Below are 21,335 nucleotides of genomic sequence, written 5' to 3' on the forward strand. Positions count from 1 at the left end.
TATAATTTACAATTTATAATTTATAATTAATGTATTTTTGCTTTGCAAAAATCTAATAATTTAACAAAAATTGCTTTGCAATTTTTACCGACATTGTACATTTTAAATTATACATTATACATTGTCGTTTAGTAGTTTATAAGATATTCATCAATTTCCCATTGATGAACTTTTGTTCTGTAAGCATCCCACTCATCAATTTTTGATTTAGTGTAAAGATTGAATGCATGGTTTCCGAGAGTTTCTTTTATTAATTCACTTTTTTGCATTGCTTTAACGGCATTAATTAAATTGTGAGGTAAGTTTTCTATACCTGCTTTATCTCTTTCTTCTTTTGTCATTTGATAAATGTTTCTGTCAACGGCGGGTTTTATTTTCATATTTTTTGTTATTCCGTCAATTCCGGCAGCCAAACATGATGCTAACAAAAAGTAAGGATTTGCAGAAGGATCCGGATTTCTTAACTCTATTCTTGTGGAAGCGCCTCTTGCCGCAGGTATTCTTACCAACGGACTTCTGTTTCTTGCAGACCAAGCAATATAAACAGGAGCTTCATATCCCGGAACCAATCTCTTATAAGAGTTTACAAGGGGATTTGAAATTGCAGAGAAAGATTTTATGTGATACATTAATCCTGCAATATATTTATATGCTATTTTTGAAAGTCCCAATTTGTCTTTTTCATCGTAAAAAGCATTTTTACCGTTTTTAAATAAGGATTGGTTTATGTGCATACCCGAACCGCAAATACCGAATATCGGTTTAGGCATAAATGTTGCATGTAGTCCGTGTTTTTGTGCTATTGTTTTTACAACAAGTTTAAATGTGTTTATGTTATCCGCGGTTTTTAATGCGTCCGCATATTTAAAATCTATTTCGTGTTGACCTCTTGCAACCTCGTGGTGTGCGGCTTCTATTTCAAATCCCATATCTTCAAGAGTTAAACACATTTCTTTTCTTGCACTTTCACCTAAATCTATGGGGGCTAAATCAAAATATCCGGCCGCATCATGAGTTTTTGTCGTGGGTTTTCCCTGCTCGTCGGTTAAGAACAAAAAGAATTCAAGTTCGGAACCTACATTAAATGTATAACCTAACTTTGCGGCATTTTTTAAGCTTCTTTTTAAAATGTTTCTCGGGCAACCTTCAAAAGGTTTTCCGTCGGGAGTATAAATATCGCAAATTAATCTTGCAACTTTACCTTCTTCCTGTTTCCACGGGAATATTACGAATGTGTCGGGATCGGGATATAAATACATATCGCTTTCTTCTATTCTTGCAAAACCTTCGATTGAAGAACCGTCGAACATACATTTGTTGTCTAATGCTTTTTCTATTTGATTTGCGGTTATTGCAACATTTTTAAGTTGACCGAAAATGTCGGTAAACTGTAATCTGATAAATTTTACATCTTGTTCTTTAATGATTTTTATTACGTCTTGTTTAGTATATCCCATGATATCTCCTTCCGGAAATTTATGATTAGAGTAACATTATATTAAAAAAGAAATATGTTGTAAAATTTTTATAAAGAAAACTTTTTTACGTCTTCGGTAGATTGTTTGATTGGCTTGATTGTTTCACAACCGCCGACACATCCGCCTTTACATACCATAACCTCTATCAGGTTTGAATTGCAGTGTCCGTCGGCATAAGCGGATAATTTAAGAACACTTTTTTTGTCCAAATCCGTAATGAGTTCATCTTTAATAAATTTGGTATCTATTCTTAAATAATGCTTTAATGCTTGAGATACACCTCCGGTAACGGCGAATTCCCTTGCATATTTTGTCGGGGGATTTTCCGATGAGGTTTCTTGGCATAAATCTATATTTATATGTTTTGTATTAATTATTGCTTTTAGTTCTTGAAAAGTTAAAACATAATCCACCAACGGATCTTCCTGCGCTTCTTTTCTTTTTGATAAGCAAGGTCCTATAAATACCGTAATACAATCAGGATATTTTTGTTTTGCTATTTCTGCCGTATAGTGCATAGGAGTGTAAGTATCGGACACAAACGGTTTTAGTTTTTCAAGATGTTTTTTTACCAATCTTATATAAGCATGGCAACATGATGTTGTCATAAATTGTTGTTTGTTTACCACCAACTTGTTTTCAAATTCTTCCGCTTCTTTTTTTGCGGTAATATCCGCGCCTAAAGCAACTTCAAAAATATGTTCAAAGCCTATTTGTTTCAGAGCGGTTGTAATTTTGCTTATAGGTGCTCCGAACTGTCCCGTGATTGAAGGTGCTATTAATGCTACAAGTTTTTTCGTATGTAAAAGTTTTAGAACATCGAGCAGTTGTCTTCTTACCATTATGGCACCGAACGGACATGCTCCTATACATTTTCCGCAACTTATACACAAACTGTGATCAATGTTTGCCCTGCCTTTACCGTCTTTTTTTATTGCATTTACCGGACAAGCTTCTTCACAGGGAACAACAAGTTTTAAAATTGCGTTGTAAGGACAGGCTTCTTTACATTTGCCGCAGTTTTTACATTTGTCCGTATCTATATGTGCTTTATGATCTTCGAAAGATATTGCACCGAAATTGCAGGCATTTATACATTTTCTTGACAAACACTCTTTACATATTTCGCTTACCATATATCTGCTTTTAACGCATGCCGAACATGCGGATTCAAGAACGGTTAAAAGTTTATTGTTCGTTTTATATTTTTTTTCGTTTTCAGGTTTAAGATAATCGGACAAAGGCAATGCTTCATCAACATCGTTTATTGAATATCCCAGAGAAGCAAGAGTTCTTAATTTTAAAATAGCTCTTTCTTTATATACGCAACAACGAACCTGAGGATCATTACCTTTAGGTATGATGTTAAAAGGCAAATGGTTTATGTCATCAAGATTGTTTTCAAAAAACAATCTGCAAATTTCTTCCAATACTTTTGTTTGAAAATATTCCGAATAATTTATTTCTTGTTTCATAATAAATATATTTTAGCAATTTTAAATTAAAAAAGGAAAACGGATGCAGAGTTTGTTGGCGAACAACTGCATCCGTTTTCTTCTGAGGAGAAAGTAAATTCTCGTCAAGACTTTAAAACTACAATTAGAAATTATTAATTATCAATTAGTAATTTCGGTTGTCCTTCGGGCAATTTTTAGAAACCTATTTGCATTCTTATAGAACCTACGAAAGCAGAATTATCTGCTCCTTGTTCTTCAGACATTCCACCACAGATATTATTTACATATTGAATACTTGGTGTAACGGCTAAATAGTCACTTATATTCCAGCTGTAATAAACTTCTAAATGATCTTCCGCTTTGAAATCTAATCCATAAGCATCTTTTGCTTTATCGGAAACCATCATTTGACCGAAAGCCAAACCTATGATATCTTCATCGCCCAATGCTTTAATTTTTGCTTGTGCACCGATACTCCATGTTTGGTTGCAAGGAGACTCGTAGTCACCGTCAAGAGTGCTGATTGCTGAAGAAACGGCATCATCTCTTTTCCAACTGTATCTTGCAAATACACCGAAAATATCTGAAAGTTGTTGATCTATACTGACACCGAATCCGTAATCGGTTGTCTTTTCACCATCTTCCCATTTCATACCGCCATCAAGCAATCCCCAAACATAAACTCTGTAATTTCCTTCCATATCTTCTATAAAGCCCGGTTTAAAGTTTACTTCTGCGGAAACAAAACCGTGTCTTGTGATATCATCATTATTAACTTCTTCGCCAGGTATTTCAACTGTATTTTCTACATTAAGATATTGTGCTGCAACATCTATGAAGTCCGTTTCATAAACCGCTTTTAAACCGATAGCATTATCTCCGAAAGATATTACAGGTGCATTTCTGAAAATATCACCTAAAAATTGTGAAGTTTCATCGTTTGCATAAGCATTATCATCTAATGATGATGTAGGATCTATAACACCGAATGTCATACCGAAAGCATCGTTGAATTTATGTTCGAACCATGCTTCTGTTACTGATACCTGATTACCTGAATCGTCCGCATCTCTGTTGATTCCCGAAAAAGCCGTAAAACGGGAGTTTGCATCGCCTGTTCCTGTTTCTAAGTGCAAAAAAGCTGTGTTGTTATCATCAAACTTCTTTTCGATTTCCAAATCTACGGAATATGAACCGATTGTAGGTGTTTCATAAAATAAACCGTCTGTTGCTGTGGAAACATTTGATTTTTGCAAAGATTGCAAAATCAAAGTAATTCCTCCGTTAATTGAAAGTCCTTCTAAGAGACTTTCGGCTTCTGCCGCATAAGCATTAGAGAAGCCAAGTGTTACTGTTGCTGCCAAAAATGCCGCTACTGCTAACTTCTTCATTTTTTTCTACTCTCCTTTTTTATTTTTTGCCAACTATTTTTTATTTTTACTTTTTCTCATAAGTTGTGTCATACAACTGTCTTTTTTTAAACAACTTCCGCAATTGTTGTCACAACCGCACCCGCAATCACATTTACCGCCTTTCACTTGTTTATATATTTTTTTTATAAGGACAAAAGCGCAAAGAGCAACTATCAATAAAACAAAAATTGTTTCCATTACTACCTCCAACGACTTTTTCTTGAGGTATGGACCAAAAATTTCTACGAAATTTTAGTGGCTGGAAGTATGGATGTATGGATAAAATCGCTTTGCGATTTTTTCTATTCTTCTATCCCTCTAGCCCTCTATACCTCGTTGTTAGGCTAAAAGCCTAACAACCTTCCGCCCTGATATACAATGAACGATAACAAGTATCCTAAAACTGTTGTCCAAGCAAAAAGTATTATCAGCCATTTTAATCTTGAACCTGCCTCTCTATAGAATACAGCTATTGCAACTATACAAGGAACATAAATTAAACAGAACATCAAAAATGCCACGGATTTTAACGGACTCCAATCCGGATCGGAAGCGATTTTATCCGCTAAAGAATTTACCGCTTCATCATCTTCAACATCCGTTTCACCCATAGAATAAATTGTTCCCAAAGTACTAACTACAACTTCTTTTGCTGCAAGACCTGCAATTAAAGCTATACCCATTTTGCCGTCAAAACCGATAGGTTTTATTACAGGTTCAATAAAGTGTCCCAATTTTCCGATATAACTTTGATCCATTTGAGCCGCTGCAACTTCTTCTTCGGAAACTTCTCCCAACTTTTCTTCATCTACTTGAGGGAATGTTAAACCCGCCCAAATAATAATAGACATTAATAATATGATGGTACCGGCTTTTTTAAGATACATCCAACCTCTTTCCCACATTTTAAGTAAAAGACCTTTTATTGTAGGAACTCTGTAAGGGGGAAGTTCCATAACGAAATATCCCGGTTCACCTTTAAACAATGTTTTCTTAAATACCCATGCGGAAAAAAGTGCTATAACAACACTTAATGTATAAAATATAAACATTGTGTTTGCTGCTTGTGTTGAACTTTTACTGAAGAATGCCGCTATAAAAAGTGCAAATATAGGAAGTTTTGCACCGCATATCATAAACGGTGTAACAAGAAGTGTAATAATTCTGTCTTTAGGATTATCTATTGTTCTTGATGCCATCATTGCGGGAACTGCACAACCGTTAGTTGCAATTAACAAAGATGCAAACGATTTTCCGTGAAGACCGAACTTTCTCATAACTCTGTCCATAATAAACACCGCTCTTGCCATATAACCGGTATCTTCAAAAAATGCGATGGCAAAGAACATACATATAATTTGCGGGAAGAACCCTAATACTCCGCCGACACCGCCGATTATACCGTCAACTATTAACGATTGGAAAATGCCTTCGGGGATAACACCTGTTGCAAAATCGGATAACCATTCGATACCTGCTTCAAACCAACCTACTATAGGTTCGGATACCGTAAATGCAAATTTAAAAATAATGTACATTACAAGCAAGAATATAGGAACAGACCAAATTTTGTTTAAAACAATTTTATCTATTGCTTCGGTAAAATCTTTTTTTACGGATTTTGATTTCGATAAAACATCACTTACAACTATCTTTATCCAATCGTAAATTTTATCTGCAAAAACGGCCTCAAGATTTTCGTTATGTAAATCAAAAATTATTTTGTTACTCTTTTCCACCTGTTCGATTATTGCAGAAGAGTTTTTAGCACTTTTGATTTTATCCAAGGCATAAGGTTCTTTTTTTATTAACTCTACCGCTAAAAAATTAACTGGATATTTTAATACAAGGTTTACATCTTCGGATATAATTTGGCAAACAGTATCTTTTTCCTTATTAATTTCTTTACCGTAATCTATAGAAACAGATTTAACAGTTTTTTTCTTACTTAAAACATCCGTTACCGTATTTAAAAGTTCTTCAGTTCCTTTGTTTTTACTTGCGACTATAGGAACAGCAACTACATTATATTTTTCTTCCAACTTTTTATAATCTATTTTTTGACCTTTGTTTTCCAAAATATCGGTCATATTCATTGCGATTATAACGGGAATTTTTAATTCCGATAACTGTGCATATAAATAAAGATTTCTTTCAAGGTTAGAAGAATCTACAACATCTATTACAAGTTCCGGTTTTTCTTCTATCAAAACATTTCTTGCTACTATTTCATCTTCTGAACTTGCCGATAAGCCGTAAATACCGGGCAAATCTATAATTTGAAGTTCATAACCGTTTTTTGTTACAAAAGCTTCTTTTTTTTCAACGGTAACACCGGGATAATTTCCTACATGTTGTCTTAACCCCGTTATATTGTTGAACAAACTTGACTTTCCGCAGTTTGGGTTACCGGCCAAACATATTTTTACTTTCTTTAAATTTTCCACTTTATTTTAAACCTCTTTTACCAAAATTTTTGATGCACTATTACTGTCTAATGCAATTTTTCCGCCTTTTAATAAGACGGTTATAAATCCGGATTTCATATCTCTTAAGATTTTTAATTCTTCACCCGGCACAAACCCTAAATCTATTAGTTTTTTTCTTTCGTCCGTGGCTATATTGTCAAAAGCCAAAAATCTTAAGGATGTGTTTTCTTTTCCGTTCAATAATGTCATCATTAAACCTCCACTAAAATTTGTGAAGCTTCATCTTTTCTGAGACTTAAGTTGTAACCTCTTATTGTTACTTCTATAGGATCTCCTAAAACAGATTTCTTTGTTACAACAACTTGTTCACCTTTCAAGATACCCATAGAAAGTAATTTTTTCGTTAAAACCGAATCAGATGTCGTTATTTTTTTTACTTTGGCAGGTTGATTCAATTTTAAATTACTTAAAATCATCTCCATTTTTTTTCTTTCTCCTCCTGTATTTTCCTTACCATCTATTTTTAGCTAACATTAAAAATATTAGTTTTTATTATATTTTTTAGTTTATATTATAAATATTAGTTTTATCTAACTTAAAGATCAAAAAAATATAAAGCACCAAGTGCTTTTTTAATATAATTACAAATTATCTTTTAAACTCTTCCACCGAAAGTAAATCCTATCGCTTCCACAGCCGACTTTACTTCTTCATCAGTAGGATTACCGTCAACATAAGCAACGCCTTCACTTAAATTTACAGTTACTTCCTTTACTGATTTCAAATTACTTATTGCTTTTGTTGCATTAGCTTTACAATGGTTACAAGTCATACCGTTAATTTTAAATGCAATTTTGTTACCATTATTTTCCATAACTTCCGCCTCTTCTCTGTGTTTCTTAAATAATATTGAATTTGCTAAAAGAGCAAATAATATAAACGAACAAACAACTTTAAAATAATAAAAACCGCCGTGATGATTATGTGCAGCCATACCGAAATTAGAAACATCAAACCAACTTGCAGGCAAAAAGTTGTCCATAATAAGTCCGCATCCTATCGCGCCTATAACAAGTGTTATTAAATAAATAATAAATGTTTTTTTGCCTAACACTTTACCTATAACCATCATTGAAGCAATGTTTGCAGCAGGACCTGCCATAAGTAAAACAAGAGCGGTGCCCGGGCTCATACCTTTCATCATTAACGCTATTGCTATAGGTATGGAACCGGTAGCACAAACATACATGGGAATTGCAACTACAAGTATTAACAACATTGTTAATAAGGTGTTACCTTTAAATATTGTAAAAAAGTTGTCCGGAACAAAATAGGCAATCAGTCCTGCAATTATTAAACCGAACAACAACATTTTACCTATATCTTCCATCATTTCAACATAACCGTACTGAAAAACTCTTTTTATTTTTTGACCGAACGAAAGTTTTTGTTCTTCCGTGTTTTTTTGAGCCGTAACTTTAGCGGTACTTTCTTTTGAAGTGAAAACGTTTGTTACAAGGCCTGCAAAAATTGAAGTAAAGAATGCCGCTACAGGGCGAATTATTGCAAAAGGAAGTCCTAACAACGAATATGTTGCAATTATAGAATCTATACCTGTTTGCGGTGTTGCTATAAGAAAAGAAATTACGGAACCTTTTGATGCACCTTCTTTGTATAATGCCATTGCCGTAGGTATTACACCGCAAGAACATAACGGTAACGGAATACCGAACAATGTGGCATATAAAACAGATACCCAATTATTTTTTGATAAATATTTTGAAAACAGTTGCTGCGGAACAAGAACATGTAAAATTCCCGCAAACAAAAAACCCAACAGCAAATAAAACGACATTGCATTAAATATTGAAAAAATAACATTTACTATCTCTTTTAAAAATTCCACTTTATATACTTTCTTCCTTATTTATTAGTTTTTTTAGTATTCTTTTTACCTATTTTACCTATAAAAAATATAAGTTTTGCCAATGTTTCATCACTTATAGTATGTTCCATTCTACAAGCATCTTTTAAAGCAACATTTTCATCAACACCTAAAATTTTGGTAAAAAATTGAACTAAAACATCTTCTTTATGTTGAATATCGTCTGCAATTTTTTGACCTTCGGGAGTAAGTTCAACATAACCGTATTTTTCATGAATAATAAGACCTTTATCGGCAAGAACGTTTAGAGCAATATTTACACTTGAATTTTTTACATCCAATTCTTTACTGATATCTTTAACTCTTGCTATTTTGTTTTTTCTTATGAGCATACCTATCGTTTCCAAATAATTTTCCAAAGATTCGGTAAGTTTTTTGTTCATAAAAACTCCTTTAAGTAAACAAAACTTTTTTAGTTTTTATTGAAAATGTTATATTAATCTAACATTTTAATAATTGTTTGTCAATAGGCAAAAAATAAAGGCGACACCTTTTTAAGATATCGCCTTTAAATATTTACTGTTTATAAGATACTTTTATTTTTTAAAATATCTTTTTAACAAACCATCAAAACCTTTACCATGTCTTGCTTCATCTTTTGCCATTTCATGTACTGTATCGTGAATTGCATCGTAATTTAATTTTTTTGCTTTTATTGCAATTTCCATTTTACCTGCACATGCACCATGTTCGGCTTGAGCTCTGAGTTCAAGGTTTTTCTGTGTTGAGTTTGTTACTACTTCACCTAAAAGTTCAGCAAATTTTGCAGCATGTTCCGCTTCTTCAAAAGCATATCTTTTAAAAGCATCTGCAATTTCAGGATAGCCTTCTCTTTCTGCAACTCTGGACATTGCCAAATACATACCTACTTCTGTGCATTCTCCGTTGAAATTTGCTCTTAAACCTTCAACAATTTCTTTGTCTTCAACTTGTCCGTCACCTACTTTATGTTCGGTTGCATAAGTTTTCTCACCTTCAACTATAGCTTCAAGTTTATCTGCCGGTGCTCCGCATATAGGACATTTATCCGGTTTTGCACCATCTTCGCTTGTCCAACCGCAAACTTTACATACGTATCTCATTTTACTACCTCCGTTATAAAAACACAAAGTGTTTTTTCTTTTTTATACCTCTATTCATCCATGCCATCTATACATCAAAATTTGCAAAGCAAATTTTAGTAATTTTCTACAAAAAGTTCCTGATATGCTCTTGAATGGTTACATGCAGGACATTTTTCCGCAGCTTCCTTAGATTCATAAACATAGCCGCAGTTTCTGCATTTCCATTTTACAACACCATCTTTTGTGAATACTTTTTCATATTTAATATTGTCTAAAAGTTTTCTATATCTTTGTTCATGTGCTTTTTCAACTAATGCAATATATTTGAAACAATCCGCGATTTCTTGAAAACCTTCTTCTTCGGCAATTCTTGCAAACTCGGGGTATGCTTTCGTCCATTCTTCGTTTTCGCCGTCTGCTGCAGCTTCAAGATTTTGTATGGTTGTTCCGATTATTCCCGCAGGAAAAGTTGCCGTAATTTCGGCTGTTCCGCCTTCTAAAAATTTAAAAAATTTCTTGGCGTGTTCTTTTTCGTTATCTGCGGTTTCTAAAAAAAGTGCAGATATTTGTTCGTAACCTTCTTTTTTTGCTACGGATGCAAAAAATGTGTATCTGTTTCTTGCCTGCGATTCACCGGCAAAAGACTGTAACAAATTTTTTTCTGTCTTTGTTCCTTTAAGGCTTTTCATAAGTTTTCCCCTTTTGGATAGTTTGTCAACCTCTTTACTCTACTAAAAAAATATAGAATTTTCAAATAGATTTTGATTTTTTAAACAGTTGTTTCCGTTATCCAATCTCCATGAATGTTACAGTGTTCGATAACGGATATTTTTTTGCCCTTGGCATTTAAAGAAATCGAACCTTCCGGCTTTAAATTATGTGTTAATGCTATACCGCCAACATATTCATTATCCGCATAAAACATTATATTTGTAATATAATGTTCCGGCATCATGGGATGCTCAAGTTCACCGACTTTTACTTTTATTTCTTGAACATTTTCACTTACATTATTTATGGAAATAACAGGGAGATGTTTTTTGTGGCTTTCACCGGTTGTTACAATATCTTCATTTGTTTTTAATGCATCATCTTTTAGGTTAAATACTTTTGAACTTGCATTACAAACAGGACATTTTTCCGGTGCAGTATCTTTTAAATGAATATAACCGCATACCGAACAAACTAATGCTTTTTTCATATTTTCTCCTATTTTAATTTTTCAACTAATTTCATTCCTGCCTGATAACAATTGTTAAGTTCTTCTTTATTCGGTTTAAACTTTGCACCTATTTGATCTATAACTTCTACACCGAAAGAAGTTAAATTTGTCGCTATTTCTTTTACGGCACCGCCGGCCCAACCGAAAGAGCCGAACGAAACAGCAATTCTGTTTTTAGGTTTCATACCTTTAATAAAATGTATAAAACCTGCAATATAAGCCAACATTTCATTATCGTGTGTAGATGAACCTATAACAAATGCTTTTGCTTCAAGCATTTCGTAAGCAATTTCGGCAAAATCCGTTTTTGCAATATCAAACATTTTAACTTCTATATTGTTATCGGTTAATGCTCTTGCAATTTCTCTTGCCATAATTTCCGTGGAACCCCACATTGTTTCATAAACAATAACAGCTTTGTTTGTTACGGTGTTTTTAGCCCAAGATAAATATTTTTCTATAACTTTATTTATATCTTTTCTCCATATAAGGCCATGGCTCGGTGCAATAAAAACTATAGGCAAATTCATTTTTAAAATATTGTTTATGCTTCTGTCTATCATGGCACCTAAAGGCCACAATATGTTTGCATAATATTTTGCAACTTCTTTATCTATTAGTCCGCAATCAACTTCATCGGTAAAAGTCTTGTTTGTCGCTATATGTTGACCGAACCCGTCATTTGAAAATAATACTTTTTGTTCGGGACAATATGTCATCATACTATCCGGCCAATGAACCATCGGTACTTCAACAAAAGTTAAAGTGTTATTGCCTAAATTAATTTTGTCACCGGTTTTCACTACTGTTATATCGATATTCAAGTTATAGTATTTTAAAAGTCCTTCTTTTAATTTTGCCGTTCCGTAAAATTTCGCATTTTTTAAAACTTTTGCCATATATTCGATTGAACCGCTGTGATCCGGTTCCAAATGGTTTAATATAACATGTTTTATTTTTTCCGGTTCTGTGATTTCGGAAATATTTTTTATAAATTCTTCTTCAAAACCTTTATGAACAACATCTATTAAAGCAGGCTCGTTATCGTTAACAACATATGAATTATAAGTAACACCGCTTTTTGTGATAAACGTGTTGCCGTGAAAACTTCTCATGTTCCAGTCTATTACACCGACGGAATATACACTTTTAGTTATTTGTTTCACCTAAAAACTCCTTATACGTATTAATATATCAGTCGTATTTCTTTTCTTTGCACAAACTTGTTAACCATATTCCAAGCAAATATATTCCGATAAACAGGTAAGATAAATTGACGACAATTGCATTTATGTTATAAAAAAAAGAACAAACAACAAAAGCAATTGCGGCAAGAATGCCGACAGGTAAAAAAGCACATAATATTGCTAAAGGATAAGTTACATAAGGGGTAAAATTAATTTGTTCTTTTGCGAAAGTTAAATAAATAACAGCTATCAACACAAGTTCTATGCAGTAGAAAAAGTTATGAATTATTTTTTTCATTTTTTCTCCTGTAAACGAAAATAAAAATTTATTTCGTTCAAGTTTATGTCTACATCTTTTCAAAAGAATCTTTGCCTACCTGACAAACAGGACATACCCAATTTTCAGGTAATTTGTCAAAAGGTGTTCCCGCAGGTATTCCGTTATCCGGATCTCCCTTTGCAGGATCATATTCGTAACCGCATATACTGCATTTGTATTTTTCCATTTTAAACCTCCTATATAAAATTTATATACTTTTTGGCAAGTATATATATCTTCTAAATTATAGTATATTTTGAAAGTTTTTTGTATAGAAAAACGGTCTTAAAATAAAAAGTTCAACAATTGTATCTTTTATGCTAAAATAAAAAGATATGAGCAATATAGAATTGTTGGCACCAAGCGGTAATACGGACTCTTTTTTAGCGGCAGTATCTGCCGGCGCGGATGCTGTTTATGTGGGTTTAAAAGATTTCAGCGCAAGAGCAAAAGCCAAAAATTTTTCTTACAAACAATTAAACGAAATTTGTTCTTATGCACATCAAAAAAATGTAAAAATTTTTGTTGCACTGAATACTTTAATAAAAAATTCAGAACTTAAAGATGTTATGAAAAGTTTGGAACAAATAAGTTTATCGCAAGCAGATGCTATTATTGTTCAGGATTTAGGTGTGGCTTACTTATCAAAAAAATATTTTCCCGATATAAAACTTCATGCAAGCACACAACTTACAATACATAACAGTTACGGCGCGATACAGGCAAAACAGATGGGATTTGAAAGGGCTGTTTTAGCAAGAGAACTTTCTTTTGATGAAATAAAAAACATAAAAAATAAAAGTAATATAGAACTTGAAATATTTTGTCACGGGGCATTATGTTTTTGTGTTTCGGGACTTTGTTTGTTTTCAAGTTTTATAGGCGGATACAGCGGTAACAGAGGACGCTGTACACAACCTTGCAGAAGATTATGGACTGTTGACGGGAAAAAAGGATATTTTTTATCTCCTAAAGATTTTCAGTTAGCCGATTATATTAAACAAATAAAAGAGACGGGTGTAACATCGTTAAAAATAGAAGGCAGATTGAAATCTGCGGATTATGTAGCTAAAACGGTTAAGGCTTACAGACTATTAATAGACAGTAACGAAACAAATTATGAACAAAATTTAGAACAGGCAAAGGATTTGTTGTCTCTTGATTATGCAAGGCAAAAAACGACATTTAATTTTAACATAAAAAGTGAAGATATTTTTGAACCGCAAAAATCTAAAAATATAGGATTGTATTTAGGAATTGTTGAAAATAAAACGGATACAATATTTTCTTTAAATACAAAAACAGATCTGTTAACAGGTGATACCGTAAGAATAGTTGATAATAAGAAAGATAGAAGTGTTGTGTTAAAAATAGAAATTTCGGATAAAAAAGATAACGGTTATAAAATTCAATATAAAGATTTGTATTTGGAAAACGGATTCGAAGTATATAAAATTGCCGACGCAGAACAGCAGAGGTATGGAGGAATAGAGGAACGGAAGGATAGAAACGACAAGGGTGAATACACAAAAATAACAAAGTCATTCAATATTTTATCGTTTCAACCTTTAAACAAAGTTTCACTTCCCGATTTATTTATAAGAATAAACAATGTTAAGTGGATACCGTTATTAAAAAATGCTAAAGCAGACACGATAATAAAATTGTCAAAAGAAAATTTAGATATAATAAAAAATTTTCTTTCGCAAAAAAACATAAATGATTTATATTTTGAGTTGCCGCCTTATATAGAGGAACAAGATATAAAAGTTTATGAAAATTTTATAAATTTTGCTGCGGATAAAAAATACAACAAGTTTTTTATAAATAACATATCGCAAATTTATATGTTTAAAGATAAAAAAAATTTGCTGTATGCAGGACAATATTTGTATACTTTAAACAATTACAGTGCGGAATTTTTATCCGAATATAAAATAAATGCTTTTGTATCATCTTGGGAAGATGACTTATTCAATATAAAAGATTTATCGAAAAATTTAAAAAACAATTTGATTGTATATTTGTCCGGCTTTCCGGAAATAGTAATATCTAAAATGAAATTTGTTCCGGATATCAGGAATAAAAATATAAAATCCGATAAAGATGAGTTTAAAGTTGTTTCAAATAAAGATAATATTATTATTCCGAAATATCCTGTAAATTTACTTGCATTTAAAAATAATTTGTTAAAAGCGGGAATAAAATCTTTTGCGATAGACTTATCTTATATAGACCCCAATGTAAATTATTTAACACAAGTAATCAAGGTATTTAATAATAATGTTTATATGAGTTCCGCAAACAAATTTAATTTTGAAAGAAAATTAAAATGAAAAAATTCATATTAATTTTATTGTTCATTTTTTTATTCTTCCTTAACATTTATGCCGATAAACCTAAATATGTTTTTCTGATTGTCGCAGAAGGGTTGTCCGTATCGAACGAAATTGCTTTAAGTAATTTTTTATACGGAAAAGATAAAATGTTAGCTTGGAACAATTTTCCGTTACAGACATTTATGACAACTTGGAGCATAAATTCTTATATCGGGCAATACAACAAAACTAATTTTGACAGTGAAAAAGGATATGATACAAATCTTGCCGGAACAATACCGTATCCTTACTATAAAAACGACAAAGCAGAAAAATATTTTAAAAATTCCGTTCCAACCGATTCCGCCGCTTCTCTTACGGCTATGTCTGTAGGACAAAAAGTGTATAACAACAGTATTTGTTACGATAAAACAAATAAAATTTTTATCCCTAATATTGTCGATAAAATAAACGAACAAAAAGAATATAATACCGCATTGATTACAACTAATAATTTTTATTCGGTTGCGCCGGCAAGTTTTTTCAGTCATAACAAATCAAAAAATAATTACAATAAAATAGCCGAAGAAATATTATCAAAAACAAAACCGGAAATAATTATCGGGCAGAACGATATTTACGAAATGAATAAATTTGCCGCATATAACGGTTATTATTGCTTGTCTTCTTCGGAAATAAATAAACCGCAAGTTTTTAATTTGGTTAATAAAAAGTTATTTGTAAAATTACAAAAATATTGTGTGCCTAAACCTACGGAAAATTTTACTTTGGACAGTTTTGAATATCGGTTTTCCGACAATAAATTTTCCGATGTTGTTTCGTATTGTATAAAAATGTTGTTGGAAAAAAAGGCTCCTTTTTTTACACTTATGGAATTTACGGATATTGATAAGGCAAATTGTGAAAACGATTATAACAAAATGTTGGGTGCGGTTTATGATTGTAATAAAACCGTAGAACTTATTTACAATTTAGTAAAGTCAAATTCAACTGATATGAATTTGAATAATACCGTAATAATTGTTGTTTCACCGTATTCATCGGGAATGTTAAGATTTAATAAATTTCTTGCAAAAGGAATTCTTCCTCGACCTAATATAATGATTGACGACAAGACATTTTTGAAATGGGATACAAGCATAGATTATAAAACAAAAGGCAACATAAACGAATTGACGGGTTGTTATTGTGCAGGGGCAAAATCAGATTTGTTTAAAAAATACATAAACGAAAAAAATATTATAGATAATACCGATATCTATAATGTTTTAAATGATATTTTTATTAACGATTAAGTTTTAATAAGCATAACTTAAGTTCAGTGCCAAAGAAGCCGATGACGGAATTTCGTTGCCGTCGAGAACAGTTGTGTTTGAACTCATTCCCGCCGCGATTTCAAAACAAAATCCGAAAGTATGGATTCCCGTACCTAAGGTATATTCGATATCGGTTTTTGATTCTGATATGTTTTTACTTATACCTGCTCTTAAAGGTAAAGCTACAGCTCTGCTGTTTAACAATAAATACTCTACACCTAATGATAATTCTTGTGAATCAAAACCTTCTACAAAAGTTTTATTTTTTAATAAATCCAAATCACATGCAATAGTAAGCTTTTCGATCGGATTGATTGCAAGCCCCGCTCTTAATTGGTTGCCTAAATAATATTTGTCGCCTATCCATTTTAATTCCGAATCCGACGGTTTTTCAGGTCTTTCGAAATAAGGATTGTTTATATTTCTTGCGGTAATACCGAATTTAGGATTTAGAAAAATATCTTTGCCTGTAAATTTGCTTATATCTAAAAATGCCCCCAAATCGAAACTTATTTGGTTTGACGCTTTTGTATCTTTAAAAGCGTCCCATTCGGCTCTTGCTACTTTTTGATCGTCTTTTAAAATCATAATGCCGGCTTGTCCCATTTGACCTTGAATGTATTTTATGTTCCCACCCACCTGCAAACCTTCCAAAATTTGAAAACCGCAACCCGCACTTACTTCGGTGAAAATTCCGGCATCAATAAGAACTTGAGACTCGTTATCTTTATAATTTCCGGAAAGGAGATCCTTTAACAGTGTTTCCATTTTTGGGAAATCTTCGGCTATGGTATCTGCCATTTCCTTTATTTCTTCAACCGTTGAATTTGATGCATCGGTCATATTAACTATTGCATTTGCAAGTTCTTGTGAAGATATTCCGGATAAATTAAACAAGTTAGCTACGGAATCAGTTAAATCGAACTTGTCTAAAGTTTCTTTTATTATGTTTGCTGCATCTTGTTTTTCATCCGTATCGGGAGAATCAAAATTATTTATATTCAGTCCGTTTTTAGGAGTAACAAGCCCGATATTTTTTTTATCGATAATCGGTATTATTCCGGAACTTCCGTAAGATCTTACAGAGACGGTAAGTTTACCGAGCTTTGAAGCCAGCCCCGCATTTACACCGGCTACTGCTCCGATATTTTTTAAATTTAATTCTTGCAATGCGATTAAAGCGTCAAATATCGACATCATATCCGTTGCTGATGCATAATCGTTATTAGCAATTTTATCGGCAACATCTTTGTATTGGTGAACCATTTGATTTATTTTATCTATTAATGTTAAAACTTTATCCGTTGTTTCGATTTCCGCGTTTACATTCAAAGATATATTGCTGTTGTAGTCGGAATTTGCAAGAAGAGCGGGATTATAATACTGAGCATCGGTTCCGTAAGCAACGGCCACACCCGCACCGCCCATACCCATGGCTCTTGTTCCTACGGTTTGCCATTTATCGGCATAGGAGTTTGCTGTGGCAGACACTAAAAAAATTAATGCAAAACAAAAAAATTTTTTCATAGAATTTTATTAGTTCTTGCTTTTATGTTTTATTGTTTGAATTTTTATGTTTCTTATTGACTTTACATCGTCATCTTTTTTGAACTTTACTTTGAGTTCGTAATCTTTTTTGTTTACTGTTCCGAACACGGAAATTCCCTGAGTATTTTCATCAACCGGATATGTAGAGAAAACGGAAAAATAAGGGTTTGTTCTCGCATCAAACGGATAATCATTGTTTATTGATACTTTGTCATTTTCAAGATAAACACCGTTTTCTTTATAATATTTTATACTGGCATTCATCAACGCCGAACATAAAACCTTACCGCTAAAAATCTGTTTAGAAGTTTGGTAATTGTTATATGTCAGTTTCATCGATATAACTACTATTACGACTAATGCACAAAAAACTAAAAAAGATATAATCGTTTCTTTTTTCATATTTAATGTTGTTATAACCCTTTACAATAATTATAGCACAAAATTATATAAAATTTCATTAGTTTTAAATAATTCAAGATAAAAAACTTATTGACTTTTTAATATATTTTTATTATAGTTTTTATGTTCTAATTGTGAGACTTTTGTATATTTGGGGGAGCTCATGAAAAAACCTGATGTTATTAAGCAGGTTGCAGAATGTTCGGGACTTACACAAGGTCAAGTAAATTTAGCCATAAAAGCTTTGGTTAAAGTTATTCAAGACAATTTAATAAAAGGGGAAACGGTTTCTTTATCTGGGTTGGGTTCGTTTAAATCTAAAGACAGAAAGGCAAGACAAGGTAGAAATCCTAAAACCGGAACGATAGTTCCTGTTCCTGCCGGTAAAAAGGTTTCTTTCAAACCTACAACTACATTAAGAAAACTAATACAAAAATAATGGCAATATTAAAGATAAAACCATCAAACAATTTGGATTCGCTACCCCCTTATTTGTTTTCAAAAATAAACAATTTGAAGTTGGAGTGTTATGCAAAAAAACTCGATGTTATAGATTTGGGAATGGGTAATCCCGATATGCCCACGCCTACACATATTGTTGATTGTTTATGTGATACGGTAAAACATCATAAAAATACTCACAGATATCCTCAAGCAAAAGGTATGCCGAAATTCAGAAAAGCGGTTGCCGAATGGATGGGCAGAAGATTCGGAGTAGAGTTGGATTATAATACCGAGATAATGTCTCTTATAGGTTCAAAAGAAGGTATTGCACATTTGTGTATGGCATATCTTAATGTGGGAGACTATATTTTGGTATGTGATCCGGCATATCCGGTTCATTTTAATGCTGCTGTTCTTGCGGGAGCAAAAACATATTCAATGCCGTTGTTGGAAGAAAATGATTTTCTTCCCGACTTTACAAAAATTCCGGAAACTGTAGCAAAAAAAGCGAAAATGATGATTTTGAATTATCCCAATAATCCGACGGCAGCCGTTGCGGATGATCCTGCTTTTTGGAAAGAGGCTATAAGATTTTGTAAAAAATATAAAATACTTTTAATCTCGGATAATGCATATTCCGAACTTATTTTCGGTGACAATACGTCCCCGTCAATATTCGAGTTTCCGGGTGCGAAAGATGTGGCTCTTGAGTTTCACTCTTTTTCTAAAACATTTAATATGGCCGGTTGGAGAGTAGGTTGGGCTTGCGGAGCAAAACAATTACTTTATCCGCTTGAAAAATTCAAATCTTTTTTGGATTACGGAGTTCCGACTTTTATTCAACTTGCGGCTGTTGCGGCTTTAAACGGTTCTCAGCAATGTGTTAAAGAACAAGCTGCAATTTATGAAAGAAGAATGAACAAGATGGTTGACGGATTAAATAAAATAGGTTGGCATGTAAGAAAAACAAAAGGAACAATGTATGTTTGGGCAGGCCTTCCCGATAACTTAAAAAAAGAAGGTTCTTTATCGGTGGCGGAAAGACTTCTTAAAGAAACAGGTGTTGCCGTATCTCCGGGAGCCGGTTTCGGCAAATGCGGTGAAGGATATGTAAGAATATCGTTGGTAACACACGATAAAAGGTTTCATGATGCATTGTTAAGAATAAAAAAATTTACATTAAACGGAAAATAAATTTATGAAGAAAAGTTTAAATATTGGTTTAGTAGGTTACGGAACGGTAGGAAAAGGTGTAGTAAAAATTTTGGAAAAAAACAGTGCTATTGCTTTGAGAAAAGCAGGCGTAAAGATAAATGTTAAATCTATTTGCGATTTGCGTCCTATAGATAAACCAAAATTGTATGTTAAAAATTTCATGGATATAATAAAAGATCCGGAAATAGATATTGTTGTTGAACTTATCGGTGGATATGAACCCGCAAGAACTGTTATTACCGAAGCTCTTAAAAACGGTAAAAGTGTCGTTACCGCAAATAAAGCGGCATTGGCAAAATATTGGGATGAAATATTTTCTTTGGCGCAAGAAAATAAACAGATGGTATATTTTGAAGCATCCGTGGGAGGAGTTATCCCGGTAATACAAGGGTTGAACGAAGGTCTTGCAGGTAACGAAATAAAAAATATTAAAGGTATTTTGAACGGTACCACAAACTTTATATTAAGTAAGATGACAAACGAAGGTATAACTTATGCCGATGCATTAAAAAATGCACAGGAATCAGGTTTTGCCGAAGCTAACCCGACGGCAGATGTTAAAGGTCTTGATACGGCAAACAAACTTGCGATATTATCTTCTCTTGCTTGGGGAAGTTGGATAAAAGTTGAAGATATAAGAGTAAAAGGTATAGATCAACTTGATATAGAAGATGTTAACATAACAAGAGATTTCGGTTATGTATTTAAACTTATAGGTTCCGCTATAAAAACGGATAAAGGTATAGATTTGTGGGTGGAACCCTGCTTAATAGATCATCATCATTCATTTGCAAATGTTCATAACGAATATAATGCAATTATGATAAAAGGTGATGCTGCGGATGATGTTATGTTTTACGGTAAAGGTGCGGGACAGTTGCCTGCGGCTTCGGCAGTGGTTTCCGATATTATAGATTTATCGAAATATATTGCCAACGGAACGGCGGGTGTTGTTCAAAATGTCGTATATTCGAAGAAAAAAATAGTTAAGTTCTTGCCTCACGGTGACAGTAAAAGCGATTATTATTTAAGATTTTCCGTAGTTAATAGACCGGGAGTACTTTCGAAAATTTCAGGTATATTGGGTGAACACGGAGTATCTATAGCAAGTTTGTATCAGGATGACAGAAATAAAGATAAAAAAGTTTCAATTATAATTACAACTCACAGAGCTTTAAGTAAACAAATATCGGAAGCTTTGAAAGAAATAGATAAGTTGTCGATAATAAAAGCCAAAACCGTTAAATATAGAATAGAAGAGTAAACTTTTCGAGGTAATTATGGCCGCAATATTTATGATATTTTTTTCTGTTCTATTGGCGGAACTTGGCGATAAAACACAAATAGCAACATTATTGTTTGCGACCGATTCAAAAATTTCACCTGCGTATGTATTTCTTGCTTCGGCAGGAGCATTGGTTGTAGCATCTGCGATAGCTGTACTTGCAGGAACATTTGCAAAAACATATTTACAACAAATACCGTTAAAATTAATAAGCGGTATTTGTTTTATTTTGATAGGAGTTTGGACAATTTACAGTCATTATAAGGGGTAGCA

23 protein-coding genes are annotated in these 21,335 nt (G+C 32.8%); 6 read left to right on the top strand and 17 right to left on the bottom strand.

Features of this window, described 5'->3' with window-relative positions:
- Positions 1-128: 128 nt before the first annotated feature.
- From glnA to rd, 15 genes are all read right to left on the bottom strand, one after another.
- Complete coding sequence (gene glnA, locus B2Y85_RS06095) at positions 129-1,460, bottom strand: type I glutamate--ammonia ligase (RefSeq protein ID WP_372519620.1); 1,332 nt, start codon at positions 1,458-1,460, stop codon at positions 129-131.
- Positions 1,461-1,525: 65 nt separating this feature from the next.
- Entirely contained in the window at positions 1,526-2,953 is a 1,428-nt protein-coding gene (locus tag B2Y85_RS06100; protein WP_372519588.1) for a monomeric [FeFe] hydrogenase, read from the bottom strand.
- Between the two features lie 176 nt (positions 2,954-3,129).
- Positions 3,130-4,326 (bottom strand): carbohydrate porin, encoded by a 1,197-nt coding sequence (locus B2Y85_RS06105; RefSeq protein ID WP_372519589.1) that lies wholly within the window; start codon positions 4,324-4,326, stop codon positions 3,130-3,132.
- Positions 4,327-4,359: 33 nt separating this feature from the next.
- Positions 4,360-4,545 carry a FeoB-associated Cys-rich membrane protein gene (locus B2Y85_RS06110; protein ID WP_372519590.1) on the bottom strand — a complete coding sequence of 62 codons (186 nt, stop codon included), beginning with the start codon at positions 4,543-4,545 and terminating at the stop codon, positions 4,360-4,362.
- Positions 4,546-4,691: 146 nt separating this feature from the next.
- Complete coding sequence (feoB, locus tag B2Y85_RS06115) at positions 4,692-6,794, bottom strand: ferrous iron transport protein B (protein ID WP_372519591.1); 2,103 nt, start codon at positions 6,792-6,794, stop codon at positions 4,692-4,694.
- A 6-nt stretch (positions 6,795-6,800) separates the two neighbouring features.
- Positions 6,801-7,028: a FeoA family protein gene (locus B2Y85_RS06120; protein WP_372519592.1), complete on the bottom strand. Its 228-nt coding sequence runs from the start codon at positions 7,026-7,028 to the stop codon at positions 6,801-6,803.
- Positions 7,028-7,258: a FeoA family protein gene (locus tag B2Y85_RS06125; protein WP_372519593.1), complete on the bottom strand. Its 231-nt coding sequence runs from the start codon at positions 7,256-7,258 to the stop codon at positions 7,028-7,030. Before B2Y85_RS06125 ends, B2Y85_RS06120 begins: the two co-directional genes overlap by 1 nt.
- Positions 7,259-7,431: 173 nt before the next feature.
- Positions 7,432-8,682 carry a permease gene (locus B2Y85_RS06130; protein ID WP_372519594.1) on the bottom strand — a complete coding sequence of 417 codons (1,251 nt, stop codon included), beginning with the start codon at positions 8,680-8,682 and terminating at the stop codon, positions 7,432-7,434.
- Positions 8,683-8,699: 17 nt separating this feature from the next.
- The gene (locus B2Y85_RS06135) at positions 8,700-9,104 is read right to left on the bottom strand and encodes a metal-dependent transcriptional regulator (protein ID WP_372519595.1); all 405 of its coding nucleotides are present in this window, start codon (positions 9,102-9,104) and stop codon (positions 8,700-8,702) included.
- 153 nt (positions 9,105-9,257) lie between these two features.
- Positions 9,258-9,803 carry a ferritin family protein gene (locus B2Y85_RS06140; RefSeq protein WP_372519596.1) on the bottom strand — a complete coding sequence of 182 codons (546 nt, stop codon included), beginning with the start codon at positions 9,801-9,803 and terminating at the stop codon, positions 9,258-9,260.
- Positions 9,804-9,898: 95 nt separating this feature from the next.
- Entirely contained in the window at positions 9,899-10,474 is a 576-nt protein-coding gene (gene rbr, locus B2Y85_RS06145) for a rubrerythrin (protein WP_372519597.1), read from the bottom strand.
- Positions 10,475-10,554: 80 nt separating this feature from the next.
- Positions 10,555-10,986 carry a desulfoferrodoxin family protein gene (locus B2Y85_RS06150; RefSeq protein WP_372519598.1) on the bottom strand — a complete coding sequence of 144 codons (432 nt, stop codon included), beginning with the start codon at positions 10,984-10,986 and terminating at the stop codon, positions 10,555-10,557.
- 8 nt (positions 10,987-10,994) lie between these two features.
- On the bottom strand, positions 10,995-12,173 hold the full coding sequence (locus tag B2Y85_RS06155; RefSeq protein WP_372519599.1) for an FprA family A-type flavoprotein: 1,179 nt from the start codon (positions 12,171-12,173) through the stop codon (positions 10,995-10,997).
- Positions 12,174-12,201: 28 nt separating this feature from the next.
- A complete protein-coding gene (locus tag B2Y85_RS06160) occupies positions 12,202-12,492 on the bottom strand; it encodes a hypothetical protein (RefSeq protein ID WP_372519600.1) in 291 nt (96 codons plus the stop codon).
- Between the two features lie 49 nt (positions 12,493-12,541).
- Entirely contained in the window at positions 12,542-12,700 is a 159-nt protein-coding gene (rd, locus tag B2Y85_RS06165) for a rubredoxin (protein WP_372519601.1), read from the bottom strand.
- 148 nt (positions 12,701-12,848) lie between these two features.
- On the opposite strand from rd, the gene B2Y85_RS06170 reads away from it, so the two are divergent.
- Together B2Y85_RS06170 and B2Y85_RS06175 are read left to right on the top strand one after the other, a co-directional pair.
- Positions 12,849-14,849 carry a peptidase U32 family protein gene (locus B2Y85_RS06170; RefSeq protein WP_372519602.1) on the top strand — a complete coding sequence of 667 codons (2,001 nt, stop codon included), beginning with the start codon at positions 12,849-12,851 and terminating at the stop codon, positions 14,847-14,849.
- Positions 14,846-16,147: an alkaline phosphatase gene (locus tag B2Y85_RS06175; protein WP_372519603.1), complete on the top strand. Its 1,302-nt coding sequence runs from the start codon at positions 14,846-14,848 to the stop codon at positions 16,145-16,147. The genes B2Y85_RS06170 and B2Y85_RS06175 overlap by 4 nt, the downstream gene beginning before the upstream one ends.
- Before the next feature lie 3 nt (positions 16,148-16,150).
- Here B2Y85_RS06175 and traF read toward each other — a convergent pair whose 3' ends face one another.
- Positions 16,151-17,695, bottom strand: coding sequence for a conjugal transfer protein TraF (gene traF / locus B2Y85_RS06180; protein WP_372519604.1), 1,545 nt, complete (start codon positions 17,693-17,695; stop codon positions 16,151-16,153).
- A gap of 9 nt (positions 17,696-17,704) precedes the next feature.
- Entirely contained in the window at positions 17,705-18,118 is a 414-nt protein-coding gene (locus tag B2Y85_RS06185) for a hypothetical protein (RefSeq protein WP_372519605.1), read from the bottom strand.
- Between the two features lie 163 nt (positions 18,119-18,281).
- On the opposite strand from B2Y85_RS06185, the gene B2Y85_RS06190 reads away from it, so the two are divergent.
- The 4 genes from B2Y85_RS06190 to B2Y85_RS06205 are packed head-to-tail and all read left to right on the top strand — an operon-like array spanning position 18,282 to position 21,333.
- Positions 18,282-18,557 (top strand): HU family DNA-binding protein, encoded by a 276-nt coding sequence (locus B2Y85_RS06190; protein WP_372519606.1) that lies wholly within the window; start codon positions 18,282-18,284, stop codon positions 18,555-18,557.
- Positions 18,557-19,756 (top strand): LL-diaminopimelate aminotransferase, encoded by a 1,200-nt coding sequence (locus B2Y85_RS06195; RefSeq protein ID WP_372519607.1) that lies wholly within the window; start codon positions 18,557-18,559, stop codon positions 19,754-19,756. The genes B2Y85_RS06190 and B2Y85_RS06195 overlap by 1 nt, the downstream gene beginning before the upstream one ends.
- A gap of 4 nt (positions 19,757-19,760) precedes the next feature.
- Entirely contained in the window at positions 19,761-21,041 is a 1,281-nt protein-coding gene (locus B2Y85_RS06200; RefSeq protein ID WP_372519608.1) for a homoserine dehydrogenase, read from the top strand.
- 16 nt (positions 21,042-21,057) lie between these two features.
- The gene (locus tag B2Y85_RS06205; RefSeq protein WP_372519609.1) at positions 21,058-21,333 is read left to right on the top strand and encodes a TMEM165/GDT1 family protein; all 276 of its coding nucleotides are present in this window, start codon (positions 21,058-21,060) and stop codon (positions 21,331-21,333) included.
- Positions 21,334-21,335 lie beyond the last annotated feature (2 nt).

The sequence above is a fragment of the Candidatus Ruminimicrobiellum ovillum genome, from assembly GCF_002392975.1.
Classification (GTDB): Bacteria; Elusimicrobiota; Endomicrobiia; order Endomicrobiales; family Endomicrobiaceae; genus Ruminimicrobiellum; species Ruminimicrobiellum ovillum.